This window comes from Nostoc sp. C110 (genome assembly GCF_043099725.1).
GTDB classification, from domain to species: Bacteria; Cyanobacteriota; Cyanobacteriia; order Cyanobacteriales; family Nostocaceae; genus Nostoc; species Nostoc muscorum_A.
Genome location: NZ_CP171148.1, coordinates 1,936,304 through 1,951,070 on the forward strand (window position 1 = coordinate 1,936,304; position 14,767 = coordinate 1,951,070).

The following is a 14,767-nucleotide window of genomic DNA, read 5'->3' on the forward strand; positions in this document are numbered from 1 at the left end:
AACTCTTTCTGATGCGTGGCCATTCAAAGCAACGTGCAATCTAGACTATACTAAACACGGCTATTACATGAGTATGACCGAGATTAATCCAAATCGAATTGTACCCAAGGGGCCAATCATCGATTTTGACGAACTGCACGATCGCTTCGGTAAGCCGTAGTTGCGATATGCCAAAGGCATTAAGCTTACAAAGGTCAAAATCAGTTATCTTGATAAAGTATCAAACGTATTGGTACATCGCTACACAACTATCACAACAGCGAAAATATACCAGACAAATAATTACTGCCATTGTTAGTAGTACTTATAACTCAGTAAAAGAGCGATCGCGTCGTTAAACCTCACTAACACTGCTCTGTTAGAAAAGTTTTTAATTCTTTGCCTGACTCAATTCTCCAATTTTTTCTACATAATCCTCCAAAAGATCCCCTAGCTGTGGCAATCTGGGAAACAGAGATTTATCAAATCTGATATTTTTAGCTACTGCAAATTTACCCGATCAGGTTATGCAAACTCTGCCCATAGTAGATACTTCAAATACTGCATCAAGTCAACCTATCTTTGATACAACTATCAAGCGGCGTAAAACCCGTCCCGTAAAGGTAGGAAATGTCACCATTGGCGGTGGCTACCCCGTTGTAGTGCAGTCAATGATTAACGAAGACACCCTTGATATTGATGGTTCCGTAGCTGGTATTCGTCGTCTGCACGAAATTGGCTGCGAAATTGTCCGTGTTACAGTGCCGAGTATGGCTCATGCTAAAGCTTTAGCAGAAATTAAACAAAAATTAATAAAAACTTACCAAGACGTGCCCATTGTGGCTGATGTCCATCATAATGGGCTAAAAATCGCCCTGGAAGTCTCCAAGCACATAGAAAAAGTGCGGATTAATCCGGGGTTGTATGTCTTTGAAAAGCCCAACGTCAATCGAACCGAGTATACTCAATCCGAATTTGACGAAATTGGCGATAAAATCCGCGAAACTCTAGAACCTCTAGTAGTTTCTTTGCGAGATCAAGGCAAATCAATGCGAATTGGGGTAAATCACGGTTCCCTCGCCGAGAGGATGCTATTTACCTACGGTGACACCCCAGAAGGAATGGTGGAATCTGCCATAGAATTCATTCGCATCTGTGAATCCTTGGATTTCCGCAACTTGGTAATTTCCATGAAAGCTTCACGAGTACCTGTGATGCTAGCCGCCTATCGCCTGATCGCCAAGCGCATGGATGAACTGGGTATGGATTATCCGCTACATTTAGGCGTTACCGAAGCTGGTGATGGCGAATATGGGCGAATTAAATCTACGGCCGGTATTGCTACCCTACTTGCTGATGGCATTGGCGATACAATTCGCGTTTCACTAACAGAAGCACCAGAAAAAGAGATTCCCGTCTGTTACAGCATTCTCCAAGCTTTGGGATTGCGAAAAACGATGGTGGAATACGTCGCTTGTCCTTCTTGTGGGCGTACTTTGTTTAATCTAGAAGAAGTGTTACACAAAGTCCGGGAAGCCACTAAACACCTGACTGGTTTAGACATAGCAGTTATGGGTTGCATTGTCAACGGCCCCGGCGAAATGGCAGATGCCGACTATGGTTATGTTGGCAAAACACCTGGTTACATTTCCTTATATCGTGGTCGAGAAGAAATTAAAAAAGTCCCAGAAGACAAAGGTGTAGAGGAACTTATTAACCTCATTAAGGCAGATGAACGCTGGGTAGAACCTTAAGGGAAGAGGGAGCAGGGGGCAGGGGGACAAGGGGACAAGGGGGAATTATTGAACAAGTCTCTCCGTCTCCCACTCTTCCTTGTATCCTTTGTCTCTTCTTCATGCCCAATGCCCAATGCCCAATTCCCAATGCCCAATGCCCAATGCCCAATTCCCCATTCCCCATTCCCAATCCCCAATCCCCAATCTTAAAACTTTTGTATTGATAACGACCAAGGTCGCCGGATTGTCAAGTATTTTGTTTAAATTAAGAATACATACTCGATCTGTACAGTGGAAGCCTGTGTTAGATTGAGCATACTGACTATATATTTTCCCTCTGACGCAGCTGTCATTATGGTGATTACAAAAAGTAGGCTTGTTTTGGGTGCTACGGCGGTGACACTCTCCACGATCGCAGTTACTAGCCTTGGCATTCACTCCCGTGGTCAGGCTTTATTTAAAGCAAGTCCCAAAGAAATAGTAGATGAAGTTTGGCAAATTGTTCAGCGCCAATATGTAGACGGTACTTTCAATCAGGTAGATTGGCAGGCTGTTCGTAAGGAGTACTTAAGCAAGTCCTACAGTAATCCCCAGGAGGCATATAAGTCTATTCGGGAAATGCTGAAAAAGCTGGAAGACCCATACACCCGGTTTATGGACCCAGCAGAATTCAAAAATATGCAAGTGGACACTTCTGGAGAATTGATCGGGATTGGGATCACTATCAGTCAAGATGAAAAAACTAAGCAACTGGTTGTAATTGCGCCAATCGAAGATACACCAGCATTTAAAGCTGGTGTTTTGGCAAAAGATGTCATCCTCAAAATCGACAACAAAAGCACCAAGGGGATGGATACTAATCAAGCAGTAGCCCTGATTCGAGGTGAAGCCGGAACGCAAGTTAGCCTAACGATTCAGCGCGACGGTCAGATAAAACAATTAGACATCAAACGGGCGCGGATTGAAATTCATCCAGTTAAATATTCCCAAAAGCAAACTCCAGCAGGTAATCTTGGCTACATTCGCCTGAACCAATTCAGCGCTAATGCTGGTAAAGAAATGCAAACAGCTATCAAGGATTTAGAAAGCAAAAAGGTAGCTGGATATATTCTGGATCTACGTGGTAATCCTGGTGGCTTACTGTTCTCCAGTGTAGACATTGCCCGGATGTGGATAAATAAAGGTAAGATTGTCTCCACCGTTGAACGCCAAGGAGAGGCAGAAAAAGAAGAGGCAAACGGACGCGCCTTAACGGATAAACCTTTGGTGGTGCTGGTAGATAAAGGTTCAGCCAGTGCGAGTGAAATCCTTTCAGGGGCTTTGAAGGACAACAAGCGTGCTACTTTGGTTGGTACTCAAACCTTTGGTAAGGGACTAGTGCAATCGGTACGTCCCTTAGAAGATGGCTCAGGATTGGCGGTAACAATTGCTCATTACTATACCCCTAATGGTACAGATATTAATCACAAAGGTATTAATCCAGATGTGAAGGTAGAGTTGACCAAAGAGCAAATGCAGGAATTATGGCTCCATGAACGCGATAAACTCGCTACCCTACAAGATCCACAATTCGCTAAAGCAGTGGAAGTAATAGGTAAAAAGATTGCTGCTAAGGGCACAACCACAGCAGAAAAATGAAGAGTTAAGAATAAAGTTAGGAGTTAGGAGTGAGTAGTAAGGATTTAGGAATAAAAACCATAATTTCTAACTCCTAACTTAAACTGGTTGGCACTTTCCAGCCCTAATAAGTCCAACACGCCGAGCGATCGCTTCTCCTTGCGAACTAAAAGGCCCCCACTGTTCTATAGTTTCTTTAATCTCTAAATTATCGTCGCCAATTTTGTCGCTGGGGACGATTTCGCAATTACCAGCAGAATGCTTGACAATATACCAAGTTTGTGATTCATTCATGCTTGAGACAAAAATCTGTTTTTTACAGTAAAGATTTTACAGCATAGAGAAAAGATTTTCGTACATCTGCGATCGCACCGGTTTTCATAAAACTAATTTACAAGCGATAAATGCGATTGTAAGCGATCGCTATGGGAAGAATAAATTTGTTATTGTTATTTGATCTTGGCTAACCACTGATGGATTTTAATCAAAAGATAAAGTGTATTTAAACAAGTAGATGAATTAATGTATATAACACTTTTAAAATTAAGTGAATTGATATGCGTTTACCTATCATTATCAGTGCCGGATTATTGCTATCTTTCGGTCTTAACCTACCAGTAATGTCAAAATCTCCCATAGAGATAGCACAATCGTCAACGAAAAATAATAATTTGGATGTAAGACGATTAAAATTTAATCGCTATTTGTGGAATCAGCAAAATATTTCCAACTATCGCTATACATTTAGTAATGGATGCTTTTGTATACCAGACGCTAGGGGGCCAGTAGTCATTGAAGTCCGTAATGGTCAAACAACTTCCATCACTTCTGTAGCTACAGGTCAAGCAGTTAATCCAGAATTCTTTCAAAACTACAAAACAATTCCTAAGCTGTTTGATGTGATTCAAGATGCTATCAACCGTCAAGCTTACAGCCTGAATGTGAGTTACAGCCCTAAATTCGGCTATCCAACTAAAATTGAGATAGATTACGACAGTCAGATAGCTGATGAAGAAATATATCTCACAATTGAGAATTTTCAGGAAATTAAATAGCCGCCAGTGAACCATAAAATTAGAGATTAAGGCGATCGAGTGCGTGGCTTTCCATCGCAGGCATCGCCCTAATTTATGGTGTGAATAAAATTTTCTTTAAGAAAAAAGATTGGCATTGCTAATTAGATGCATAAATCTTGGTGTAGAGATGCAAAATTTTAAGCCATCGCTCATTACAAAATTGGGTTTTTTGATTGTAAACTCTTATCGAATAAAGATTTATGGCTATTGTGTCACTACATATTTATCATTAAAAAATATTTTTTTTGTATCACTGAATACTTGATATTGAAACGAAGAACTTGGACACTGTTTTGGTAATCAAAAGCACAAAAACGTGAAAAAAATCAAGATTTTCAAGTTTCTACTGCCATTTGTGACGGTGGTTCTATTCATAATTGGGTTAGCACAGATTGTACCAGCCCAGTCATCAGTAAGTGTTCACCTAACTCTTGGCAACCCTAGTAACGCTGGAACTTCTAGCCAAAATAACTACTTGCTGGTAAAACCACAATATGTAATTGGTTATAACTGCTCAATAGGTAGACCAAATTGGGTATCTTGGCAGTTAAATAGTAGTTGGTTAGGTAGCACACCAAGGCAAGATACTTTTCGGGCTGATACAACACTTCCTTCAGGGTGTTATCAAGTTCAATCTACCGATTTTAGCGGAAGTGGGTTTGATCGCGGTCACATGACACCTAGCGCTGACAGGACTAGTAGTGTTACTAATAATTCTGCCACCTTTTTGATGAGCAATATGATTGCTCAAGCCCCAGATAACAATCAGGGAATTTGGGCAAGCCTAGAGGATTATGCCAGAACTTTAGTAGGACAGGGTAAAGAACTCTACATCATATCTGGTGGATATGGGATGGGTGGTACTGGTTCTAACGGAACGTTCTATACAATAGCTAATGGACGGGTTCAAGTCCCTAACAGAACCTGGAAAATTCTTGTTGTATTGAATACTCCTGGTTCAGGTCTTGCAGGCGTGACAACCAGCACGAGAGTTATTGCTGTCAATATTCCCAACGTCCAAGGCGTGCGGACAGCGAATTGGAGAAACTATCGGGTTAGTGTTGACTCATTAGAATCCCTAACTGGATACAATTTTCTCTCACAAGTTTCAACGTCTATTCAGTCTGTAATAGAAGCACGAGTTGACAATTTATAAGTCAATACCGTTCAGTTAAGCCCAAAACCCTTGGTAGAGACGCGAAATTTCGCGTCTCTACAGGTCTAAAATCAGTACCAAAAATCCTTAACTGAACCGTATTGATTTATAAGATGGAATAATTTTAAAAACGAGAAAGCCTAGCTGCACAGATAGCTAGGCTTTTATTTAAAGAATTTTCCAACCTTTATACTAGGTTTCAACCAGTTTTGTTACTACTCCAGCTAAGTCACCGTCTTGAGTTTGTCCGATGATATAAGCGTCAATATTTATTTGTCCAACACGATAAACGCTGATGTCACTAAGATTATCTTTTAGTGTCTGCATAAGTGTTTGAAATCTTTTAACATCTTTTTTCTGTAATTCATTGTGCCACTCTTGCTCAAATGCACAATTACGAAAGAAATAGTCCAACTCTACTACTTCGACTGGCAGGTTTTGAGAACCTGTTAGCTGTAATATTTTCTCTTGTGTTGCAGGTGCAGCACCTTTCCATTGAACAACCTCAAAAGGGTAATCTGACTCGCTCATCATTAACAAGCCAGTACTAGCTTCCTTGAGTTTTTCGACAATCTCACTGCTCATAGTCATCAGTTTCTAGCAACGCTCATACTGTATCATTCAGCCAGTAGCAAGGTTGGAAGCCGAAAGAGAGATATGTAGGAGTAAGAAACGCCGCAGCGATCGCTAATCAGAAAATTTTAGGGCTTTGAAGTTCCTGCTTCTGGCTGGATCAAAATAGGCGCTCCACCTTTTTCAGAACCAATAATTACAATTTTAGAATTATTTGATTGAGCTAGCTTTTCTGTGGCTTCAATCGCTCGTAATTGTAGCACTTGGTTGGTAAGTCCAACGGAGATAATTTTTTGAGAATCAGCTATGCCTTGAGCTTCAATACGCTTTCGTTCTGCCTCTTGACGCTCTTTCTCTAAAACAAATTTCATCTGCTGGTTTTCTTGCTCTGTCTTGAGTTTGTTTTGAATTGCAACTTGTAGAATATCAGGCATTTTGACGTTTCGTAAAAGAGCTTCCTCAACGATGAAACCCAAAGTGGGTATCTCTTGGGTGAGTTGTTGGTCAATTTTTTGGGCGATTTCTTGACGTTTGGTAGAGTAAATTGCACTGGCTGGGTAGTTTGCCGTGATAGCCCGAACGGTAGAGCGGAATCTGGAAATTAACAGTTGTGTTTCATCAGTTCCAATGGTTTTATATACTGTGGCTGCTTTCTGGGGATCGAGCTTGTACTGAAGACTGACATCAAGATTTAAACTCAAACCTTCTTGGGTTGTTACATCTATGTTTTCCTTGAGATCCTTAATGCGAGTGGAAAAATTCAACACTTTGTTAAAGGGGTTCAAGAAGTGGACACCAGGATTAAGAGTGCTTTCGGAAACCTCACCAAATAAGTTGACGACACCAATATTGCCTGGTGGGACAATCACCAAAAGCCTAGAAATAGAATTCAGTATTGCAATACTGCTAATCAATATCGTAATTGTGCGTATTGCTAAACGTGACTTTTCGCCAGAGATCCTACTTGTATTGAGATAAACGAGGATTCCAATCAGGCTAGTTAGAAGAGAGATTATAAAGCCCATGAGTTTTTCTGTGTGGTTAAGACGGATATACTTAATCACATAATTCCCAGATGCTTTTATAAAACTTTCCCTCAAGGGCAGCAAGCTATAATTTTGCAGAATTAATTCCTAAAACTCAGTACTGAGTTCTTGATGCTGCGGCTGAAGTAAAAAAAGGATTGTGTACTGTTGCGCTGAGGTATTTGCCCCATTTATTGGGGGCGAAACTCTTTTGTCATTGAGAAGGTTGATACCCCTTTTAACTCATTAATCTTCATGGCAGCCCAGATTGTTAGGATAAACAGTAAGAATATTGTTTTGCCAAGCTTATGCCTTCACCGTTTCCAGGGATGAACCCCTACTTAGAAAATCCCGAATACTGGGCTGAAGTTCACAGTCGGTTGATAATTGCGATCGCAGATGTAATTGCTCCTCAACTACGACCCAAATATCGAGTAGCGGTTGAGAAACGAGTATATCAAATGACAGATGAAAATTCTATTCTAGTTGGTATTCCTGATGTGGTTGTCGGACGTTCTTTAACAAACACAGAAAAAGAACCGTCTAATATTGCGATCGCTGCACCGCTTACAAAACCAATAACTGTCAATCTTCCTATTCTAGAAGAAGTGCGAGAAGGATACCTAGAAGTTCGAGAAGTAGCAACCGGAGAAGTTGTCACAGTGATTGAAATTTTGTCACCAAAAAATAAGCGAACTGGTGAAGGAAGAAAGGCATACGAAAGTAAACGTCAGCAAATATTAGGTAGCTTGACTCATCTAATAGAAATAGACTTGTTGCGTGGCGGCGAACCCATGCCAATTTTAGGTAATCAAATTAAGTCAGACTATCGTATTTTGGTAAGTCGGAGTGAATATCGCCCTAAAGCAGAATTATATCCATTTGGACTACAAGAGCAGATTCCCACTTTTTTGTTACCCCTATGTCAGGGTGATACAGAACCATTATTAGACTTACAAGCATTAATACACGGCGTATACGATCGCGCCGGATTTGATTTGGTTATAGATTATAGTGGTGAACCAATTCCGCCCCTTGGAGAAGTTTATTCAGCTTGGGTGAGTGAGTTGTTAAAAGAGCAGGGGTTACGTTAAGTTTGAGTGATTTCCTCTTTCACCCATTGCCTAAATGCTCTGAGCGTTGGACTTATACCTAAAGTTCGGCTCAGTTTGACACTTTTTATTAATATGTGCAAAAACAAGTTTTGTTATTTTAACAAGATTTTAGGGAAAACTAAATCAGTAGCTTCTCTATTACAATAAGATTGAGATATATTTATGGATTTCAATGGATCAATTTGGACTAAAAACGTAAAACCTTTAAATGGTGAAGATTGGGCTTATCAAAGCATACTTACCATACATCCAGAATTAAAGATTTTTGCTTTACATTGGAGAAATTTAAAAAATAAAGATGAAATAAATGCCAAGACTCCGCAAGAAGGTGAACTGATGATTTTAAGACAACGTAGCAAAGTAACGCACGTTGTTCAAATGCTGAATAAGCAACTTTATCCTGATGGTAATACTGAAGAGGAATTTAATATTTATCGTCTTGTGCAGGTGATTTGGATGACGAATGATTGGGAGCATCCTCCAGATAAGAGTAAAGTATTTGATTGTGCGATTAACTTCCCTCCCAATGGAAAAGCAATAAGATTGGAAAACATACAAGCATTCCAAGAACGGTGGAGTACAGAAGGATTAGCGTTTCAACAGCACGTCCAAAGCGTATTAAATATTCATTAATAAAAAGCCCCGCATATTTAAGTGCAGGGCTTTGATTTCAGACAAATCCAAAATTACTTGCCGTTGCCGTTACTACCATTACCATTGCTGTGAATAACCCGTTCGGCGAGTTTTTCCGGCACTTCCTGGAGATGGTCATATTCCCAGTGGAAGGAACCAACGCCGAGAGTGAGCGATCGCAGTTCTACAATGAAGTTTTGCATCTCTGCTTGTGGCAAGTATGCCGAAACATTATCCCAGCCTTGCCAATCGTTTCTGCCTTCATAGCCTAAAATTTGCCCCCGTCTACCACTCAACAGTTGCAGCACCTTGGAGGTAAATTCGCTCGGTGTAGTCACTTCCACGCGCAGAATTGGTTCTAACAGGGTAGGTTCTGCTTGGGGTATCCCCGTTTGCATTGCTAATCGCGCAGCTTGCTTAAAGGCTTGTTCGGAACTGTCAACGTTGTGATACGAACCATTAGTCAAAGTTACCGCCAAATCCACTATTGGGAAGCCCAAAGGCCCATGTGTGAGAAATTCCCGCACGCCCATTTCCACCCCAGGAATGTACTGTTTGGGAACCACGCCGCCCACAATGGTTTCATTAAAGTTGAAACCTGTACCGCGTGGTAAAGGCTTGATATCGAGAAAAACATCACCAAACTGTCCATGACCACCGCTTTGGTGCTTGTAGCGCCCATGAACTGAAGCCACCGTTTTGCGAATGGTTTCTTTGTAAGGCACTTGCGGTAAATGGGTTGTCATCGGCAAGTTATATTTGCGGCGCAGTCTGTCTAAGGTCACTTGTAAATGAATCTCACCTTGACCCCACAGGATTACTTCGTGAGTATCGCCGTGTTGTTCCCAAGCAAGTGAACAGTCTTCTTCTAATAACTTGGTAATGGCACTGCTGAGTTTCACTTCATCGTTGCGCTTTTCTGGTGTAATGGCGAGGGCATACACAGGTTCCAACTGTGCGGCTTTGGGTAATTCTATTGCAGACTGCTGTTCTATAGAGATTGTATCGCCTGTCTTGATTCCTTCTAAACGGCTCAATGCAACAATTTCACCAGCATTAGCTTGGTTAACAAACTGCTGTTGTTGTCCCATAAGGCGGTAAATGCCACCAGTACGAATGCCATTGAGGACAATGCCATCAGTTAATTTGCCCCGCCAAACACGCACGAGAGAAAGTTTGCCACCTTGGGGAGTGTAGTAAGTTTTTAATACCTGTGCTAGAGGTGTATCACCTTTTAAGTTTTTTAAACGGCGTTCTGCTGTAGTTTCTGGTTCAGGTGCTTCCCGTAACAAGGCTTCTAATAAAGGTCTAACACCATAATCTTGTTCTGCCACACCAAAGAAAACGGGCACTACTAAATCTGCCCCTAATTCCATTTTCAAATCTTTAAGGATTTCCTCTTGAGGAGGTTCGATGTCTTCTAAAAGTTCTTCGAGTAAATGATCGTCAAAATTTGCTAGGGCTTCGAGCATTTCTGCCCGTGCTTTATGTTCTTCTTCTTTTAAACTTTCGGGGAAGGGGATGGGGTCAGCAGGTGCGCCTGGATGATATTTATATGCCTGTTCGCTCACCATATCGATAAAGCCGGTGAGTTGTTCCCCGTTCATGATGGGATATTGATGTGCTACCAGGGGACGGCTAGATACTGCTTTGAGGGCGTGTAACGTTTCTAAAACGTGAATATTTGCCCGATCCATTTTGTTGACGAAGACGAGGTGGGGAATTTCCCAATCGTCGAGGAATTTAAATAGAGGGGCGAGGGTGAGGACGCGTAGGCTTTGCCCGCCGAAGGCATCGCGGATGGGTTCGCAAACTACAATTGCCGCATCCACTCCGATTAAAGCATTGTACGTTTCTTGGGCAAATTCTACGCTTCCCGGACAGTCAATAAAAGTGAAGCAAATGTCGTTATACTCAGTGCTAGCGGCGCTGACTTCTACACTCATGTGGCGATCGCGCGACTCGGCAGCACTATCTCCCACTGTATTGCTGTCTTTAATGCTGCCTTTACGAGAAATTGCCCCTGTGACAAATAACAAGCTTTCTAGTAAAGTGGTTTTTCCACTTAAATAAGGCCCGACAATTGCAACATTCCGCGAACCCGATTTTACTTTTTCGTTCATAAAATCCTCCTTGCGGTAAGTCTTTTATAACCGCATGATTCCGTATATATCAAGGGTTGAAGAAGAATCCAGCTATTCTGAATGAGCTAAACGCCCCGCTAGCGCTAACAGGATTCGGAATCAAGACATTAGCGAGTCCGCGAGCGTCTTAAACCGATTTATTCATCCACCAGCGATGCACTGAGTTTCGGCTACGCTCAACTACCGCAGGTCGTTGTGTCGTACAGAATTCATTCTGAATTCTGGCTCCTGACTCCTGAATTCTATTTGATCAAAAAATGGTTCTCTGGAGTCAAAATTACCCCTTCTTTAATTTGTTATTATCCTTCTTTTAATCGAAAGTTAAAAAAATTGTAGCCTGTCGTAAGATTTAGCTTAATAAAAGTTAATCTTAGTAAAGATTAATAGCGAATCTAAAATTTTTGTAAATAACTTTTTATGAAGTAAATTTAACTGAAAATGTTGCGAATCAGAAAATCAATGAGATTATCATTTTCTAAATATCCCATAGCAGGGTTAGTCAGTTTGACTTTGTTGGTTGTTAGCATTCCCTCCCCTTCTCTTTCTCTCTCTGGGTCTGTCCCTTCAAAGCTGGCACAATCTAATGGGAAAACAGCCATAGACTGGCTAAACCAAGGTTTACAGGCAATTCAGGCGGGCAAAGTAAAAGATGCGATCGCAGCCTTTAAACAAGCAGCCAAGTTAGATCCAACATTAGCACCAGCGTACTATAATTTAGGGCTAGCATACCGACAAACAGGACAATTACAACCCTCTGCGGATGCATTTTACCGAGCGACGCAAGCCGATCCTAAGTTTGCTCCAGCTTTTGCTAATTTAGGTGGTGCGCTATTAGAAGGCAATAATTTACAGTTAGCTAACGATTATTTGCAACGAGCGTTAGAACTCGATCCAAAATTAGGATTTGCCCACTATAATTTTGGGTTAGTAAGAGAGCAGCAAGGAGATTGTGAGAAAGCGATCGCATCTTTTAAAAAAGCCATAGAATATAGCAAAAATGCACCAGAACCTCCTTACCATATAGGGATGTGTTATCTCCAACAAGGCAAACTCGATCAAGCAAGAGATGCTTTTAATCAGGCAGTAAAAATTAATCCGAAATATCCAGAAGCTTACTACAATCTCGGTTCGATTTGGTTTCAGCAAGGCAAGTTACAAGAAGCATTAGAAGCTTTTAGAAAATCAGCCGAAGCTAACTCTAACTATCCCAATGCTTATTATGGTGCAGGGTTAGTTTTTATGCAGTTACAGCAATATGGAGATGCAGTGCAAGTATTGCAATTTGCTAGAGATTTATATAATTCTCAGAAGAATCCTCAGTGGGCGAAAAATGCCGAGCAATTGTTGCAACAAGCACAAAATTTAAATTACAAACCTCGCTGAGGCGCAAACGCTTAATATTGCATAACATAAAACTATTGGGCTGACTCGCTGGTGTTGTCTGAACTTGTCCCGATTGGAAAAATGTACATGCAAAAGCGCCAGAAAAGTCGATTTTTATTTAGCGATCGCTGGCTTGATCGGCACTCAATTGTTCGCAACATGGAAGCCTTTCAAGACTTGATTGTGATTGTCTTGTGTTTAGGTTTATTCGCCGTCATGCTGATCCAATTGTGGGGGATAGCTATCGCCCTCATGCAGCCACTAGACTATAAACACGTGACTGCAAAAATACTATTTGTGTTAATTTTGGTCGAGTTATTTCGACTATTAATGGTCTACTTGCAAGAACATAGTATCTCTGTGGGAGTAGCGGTTGAGGTAACAATTGTATCCCTGCTACGAGAAATAGTAGTTCATGGAGCGCTGGAAATTTCTTGGGTTAATACGCTTGCAATTTGTGGTTTGTTATTTGTTCTGGGTGGACTACTCGTAGTCTGTGCTAAAACTCCTCACATGGATTGTATGAGCGCTAACACTAAGTTTTGTCCGGTTGTGTATAGAGGAGGTAGGGAACGGCAAAATGATTTGGAATTCCAGTATTCACGTCAATGTGATGAAAATAAACCGCTTGGTTAAATTCTAATGAAAATAGGGAGTGGGGAGATGAGGTAGAATTTTCTCCCTTGTCTGTCCTATCTCCTGATTTATATGTTGACTAATAAAATATCCTCTTAGATGTGTAGAGCCAGTAAAACTCCAACTTGCTGCTTACGACTTGCTTATTTCTGAGTTTCAAATCTAATTCTTTAGCAGTATAGCAATTCTATTTGATTGGTGAGAATTGGAACCCGCAGATCCCCGACTTATTTAATAAGTCAGGGATCTTATTTTTTGCGTACCAGTAAAGGAAAAACGAGATTGAATAAGGCTGAGGTAATTGGAAAGCGATGTCTACGACGGGCTACGCCTACGCACTGAATACTATAACCTACACTCGCAAGGTACTTCCGACGTATTGAAATATACTCTTTTTGGAAGATGAATCGCTCTTTAAGGGTGAGTATAAAGTTAATTAGAAATTCTAAAAGAGGATCAAGCAATGGCTACAAATACAGGTAACGGACAGTCTCAAACAGCGATTAGCGACTTGGAGTATGATTTTGTCACCGTTTTGCACAACAAAGCTGAAGCCGTTAAAGCTTACGATACCTACATCAAAGATGCAGAGCAAGTAGGTTCTCAGCCTTGTGTAGAGTTGTTCCAAAAATTGCGCCAATCTGATATTGAACACGCACAAGAGATTCGCCAACATCTACAACAAGTGCTGCAACACGGTAAGATGTAACCCAGGTTTTTAACTGATATCTTGCACACTTTGCTTAAGAAATACATAGCACAGTGTTTCCAGAGATAAAGCGCAATACTCAGACAATCGCCCACTATCAGCCAGACTGATTCTGGGCTACTTGCTGTACTTGCGCCACCGTTAAATCGAGAGCCACCGCCACTTGTTCCACACTCAACCCCAATGCCAATAACCGGGGAATAGCTTCTAACTTAGCTTCCTGTTTACCTTCCTGTCTACCTTCTTGTCTACCTTCTTGTCTACCTTCCTGTCTACCTTCCTCCAAGCCATCTTGCTTGATAGATTGATACATCCTTGTTTTTTTGAATTCGTCGTCTATACCCAACATTTCTGCTAACTCCTCTCGGCTTAACCGGGTAAATTTGTACAACAGGATAGTCTCTATTAATTCTACAATTTGCTTCCTGGTTGCTTCATCCGCTAGCTGTTGCCTTGCTTGTAAAATCAATTCTCTACCTTTGTCAACGGCTGTCTCTTCTCTTTCGATGATTAATTTAACGATCGCAACTTGAAGTGAGTTCTCCGCCGTATCCAATTCATCTAGATAAATGCGTTGCACTTGTGAACTGTTTAGCAGCGATTGATACGGTAGTTGATCGCTTGGATCTAAACTTCGTTGTGGATAGATGACGACAGCACGCCAAAAATTGACTGATTCGTTTTGACGCAAGTAAAGAAAGATTTCGGCAAAGAAGCGTCTATAAAAAGTTGGGTCTAATTGAAACTGGACTTCAACAAAATAGAGTGGTTGATTTGTGGTTTCAGTTGTGGGCATGAATACCCCATCAATCCTAAAAGCCGTTTCTTTTAGTTCGACTGAAACAAATTGATATGCGTTGACGTTGACAGTATTATCGCCAATTATTGCAAAAAATATGCTGGGGAAAGATTGAAATAAGCTATAAAATATTTTGTCAGTTTGCACTTGGATTTAGTCAAGCGGAAATTGGATATTCAAAGTTTA

The 14,767-nt window shown here is 41.1% G+C and carries 15 protein-coding genes; 10 read left to right on the forward strand and 5 right to left on the reverse strand.

Annotated elements, in window-relative coordinates; all coding sequences use genetic code 11:
• Window positions 1-167: 167 nt before the first annotated feature.
• The 3 genes from ACFFRD_RS13875 to ctpC all read left to right on the forward strand — a co-directional run bounded on the left by ACFFRD_RS13875 (window position 168) and on the right by ctpC (window position 3,353).
• Complete coding sequence (locus ACFFRD_RS13875; protein ID WP_159402477.1) at window positions 168-338, forward strand: hypothetical protein; 171 nt, start codon at window positions 168-170, stop codon at window positions 336-338.
• 168 nt (window positions 339-506) lie between these two features.
• Entirely contained in the window at window positions 507-1,733 is a 1,227-nt protein-coding gene (gene ispG / locus ACFFRD_RS13880) for a (E)-4-hydroxy-3-methylbut-2-enyl-diphosphate synthase (protein WP_185581671.1), read from the forward strand.
• A 336-nt stretch (window positions 1,734-2,069) separates the two neighbouring features.
• A complete protein-coding gene (gene ctpC / locus ACFFRD_RS13885; RefSeq protein ID WP_163933518.1) occupies window positions 2,070-3,353 on the forward strand; it encodes a carboxyl-terminal processing protease CtpC in 1,284 nt (427 codons plus the stop codon).
• Window positions 3,354-3,431: 78 nt separating this feature from the next.
• On the opposite strand, the gene ACFFRD_RS13890 is transcribed toward ctpC, so the two are convergent.
• Window positions 3,432-3,626 (reverse strand): transposase, encoded by a 195-nt coding sequence (locus tag ACFFRD_RS13890; protein WP_190936487.1) that lies wholly within the window; start codon window positions 3,624-3,626, stop codon window positions 3,432-3,434.
• A 263-nt stretch (window positions 3,627-3,889) separates the two neighbouring features.
• Here ACFFRD_RS13890 and ACFFRD_RS13895 point away from each other — a divergent pair, with 263 nt between their 5' ends.
• Both ACFFRD_RS13895 and ACFFRD_RS13900 read left to right on the forward strand, forming a co-directional pair.
• The gene (locus tag ACFFRD_RS13895; RefSeq protein WP_392481997.1) at window positions 3,890-4,387 is read left to right on the forward strand and encodes a DUF6174 domain-containing protein; all 498 of its coding nucleotides are present in this window, start codon (window positions 3,890-3,892) and stop codon (window positions 4,385-4,387) included.
• Window positions 4,388-4,724: 337 nt separating this feature from the next.
• The gene (locus tag ACFFRD_RS13900) at window positions 4,725-5,564 is read left to right on the forward strand and encodes a DNA/RNA non-specific endonuclease (protein ID WP_392481998.1); all 840 of its coding nucleotides are present in this window, start codon (window positions 4,725-4,727) and stop codon (window positions 5,562-5,564) included.
• 192 nt (window positions 5,565-5,756) lie between these two features.
• Here the strand turns inward: ACFFRD_RS13900 and ACFFRD_RS13905 are convergent, their stop codons facing one another.
• Both ACFFRD_RS13905 and ACFFRD_RS13910 read right to left on the reverse strand, forming a co-directional pair.
• Complete coding sequence (locus tag ACFFRD_RS13905) at window positions 5,757-6,149, reverse strand: nuclease A inhibitor family protein (protein ID WP_392483066.1); 393 nt, start codon at window positions 6,147-6,149, stop codon at window positions 5,757-5,759.
• Between the two features lie 116 nt (window positions 6,150-6,265).
• A complete protein-coding gene (locus tag ACFFRD_RS13910; RefSeq protein WP_392481999.1) occupies window positions 6,266-7,162 on the reverse strand; it encodes an SPFH domain-containing protein in 897 nt (298 codons plus the stop codon).
• Window positions 7,163-7,470: 308 nt separating this feature from the next.
• On the opposite strand from ACFFRD_RS13910, the gene ACFFRD_RS13915 reads away from it, so the two are divergent.
• Window positions 7,471-8,256, forward strand: a complete 786-nt coding sequence (locus tag ACFFRD_RS13915) for a DUF4058 family protein (protein ID WP_392482000.1) — start codon at window positions 7,471-7,473, stop codon at window positions 8,254-8,256.
• A 183-nt stretch (window positions 8,257-8,439) separates the two neighbouring features.
• On the forward strand, window positions 8,440-8,910 hold the full coding sequence (locus ACFFRD_RS13920) for a hypothetical protein (protein WP_392482001.1): 471 nt from the start codon (window positions 8,440-8,442) through the stop codon (window positions 8,908-8,910).
• A gap of 53 nt (window positions 8,911-8,963) precedes the next feature.
• Here ACFFRD_RS13920 and ACFFRD_RS13925 read toward each other — a convergent pair whose 3' ends face one another.
• The gene (locus ACFFRD_RS13925; RefSeq protein WP_392482002.1) at window positions 8,964-11,033 is read right to left on the reverse strand and encodes an elongation factor G; all 2,070 of its coding nucleotides are present in this window, start codon (window positions 11,031-11,033) and stop codon (window positions 8,964-8,966) included.
• Between the two features lie 480 nt (window positions 11,034-11,513).
• On the opposite strand from ACFFRD_RS13925, the gene ACFFRD_RS13930 reads away from it, so the two are divergent.
• From ACFFRD_RS13930 to ACFFRD_RS13940, 3 genes are all read left to right on the forward strand, one after another.
• The gene (locus ACFFRD_RS13930; protein ID WP_392482003.1) at window positions 11,514-12,437 is read left to right on the forward strand and encodes a tetratricopeptide repeat protein; all 924 of its coding nucleotides are present in this window, start codon (window positions 11,514-11,516) and stop codon (window positions 12,435-12,437) included.
• Between the two features lie 87 nt (window positions 12,438-12,524).
• A complete protein-coding gene (locus ACFFRD_RS13935; protein WP_114082584.1) occupies window positions 12,525-13,073 on the forward strand; it encodes a phosphate-starvation-inducible PsiE family protein in 549 nt (182 codons plus the stop codon).
• Between the two features lie 463 nt (window positions 13,074-13,536).
• The gene (locus ACFFRD_RS13940) at window positions 13,537-13,782 is read left to right on the forward strand and encodes a hypothetical protein (RefSeq protein WP_190960961.1); all 246 of its coding nucleotides are present in this window, start codon (window positions 13,537-13,539) and stop codon (window positions 13,780-13,782) included.
• Between the two features lie 97 nt (window positions 13,783-13,879).
• On the opposite strand, the gene ACFFRD_RS13945 is transcribed toward ACFFRD_RS13940, so the two are convergent.
• Window positions 13,880-14,728: an Rpn family recombination-promoting nuclease/putative transposase gene (locus ACFFRD_RS13945; RefSeq protein WP_392482004.1), complete on the reverse strand. Its 849-nt coding sequence runs from the start codon at window positions 14,726-14,728 to the stop codon at window positions 13,880-13,882.
• Window positions 14,729-14,767: the final 39 nt, after the last annotated feature.

Coding starts and splice junctions, on each gene's coding strand:
- ACFFRD_RS13875 (WP_159402477.1), top strand. CDS start 168: ATGCCAAAGGCATTAAGCTTACAAAGGTCAAAATCAGTTATCTTGATA.
- ispG (WP_185581671.1), top strand. CDS start 507: ATGCAAACTCTGCCCATAGTAGATACTTCAAATACTGCATCAAGTCAA.
- ctpC (WP_163933518.1), top strand. CDS start 2,070: ATGGTGATTACAAAAAGTAGGCTTGTTTTGGGTGCTACGGCGGTGACA.
- ACFFRD_RS13890 (WP_190936487.1), bottom strand. CDS start 3,626: ATGAATGAATCACAAACTTGGTATATTGTCAAGCATTCTGCTGGTAAT.
- ACFFRD_RS13895 (WP_392481997.1), top strand. CDS start 3,890: ATGCGTTTACCTATCATTATCAGTGCCGGATTATTGCTATCTTTCGGT.
- ACFFRD_RS13905 (WP_392483066.1), bottom strand. CDS start 6,149: ATGAGCAGTGAGATTGTCGAAAAACTCAAGGAAGCTAGTACTGGCTTG.
- ACFFRD_RS13910 (WP_392481999.1), bottom strand. CDS start 7,162: ATGGGCTTTATAATCTCTCTTCTAACTAGCCTGATTGGAATCCTCGTT.
- ACFFRD_RS13915 (WP_392482000.1), top strand. CDS start 7,471: ATGCCTTCACCGTTTCCAGGGATGAACCCCTACTTAGAAAATCCCGAA.
- ACFFRD_RS13920 (WP_392482001.1), top strand. CDS start 8,440: ATGGATTTCAATGGATCAATTTGGACTAAAAACGTAAAACCTTTAAAT.
- ACFFRD_RS13925 (WP_392482002.1), bottom strand. CDS start 11,033: ATGAACGAAAAAGTAAAATCGGGTTCGCGGAATGTTGCAATTGTCGGG.
- ACFFRD_RS13930 (WP_392482003.1), top strand. CDS start 11,514: ATGAGATTATCATTTTCTAAATATCCCATAGCAGGGTTAGTCAGTTTG.
- ACFFRD_RS13935 (WP_114082584.1), top strand. CDS start 12,525: ATGCAAAAGCGCCAGAAAAGTCGATTTTTATTTAGCGATCGCTGGCTT.
- ACFFRD_RS13940 (WP_190960961.1), top strand. CDS start 13,537: ATGGCTACAAATACAGGTAACGGACAGTCTCAAACAGCGATTAGCGAC.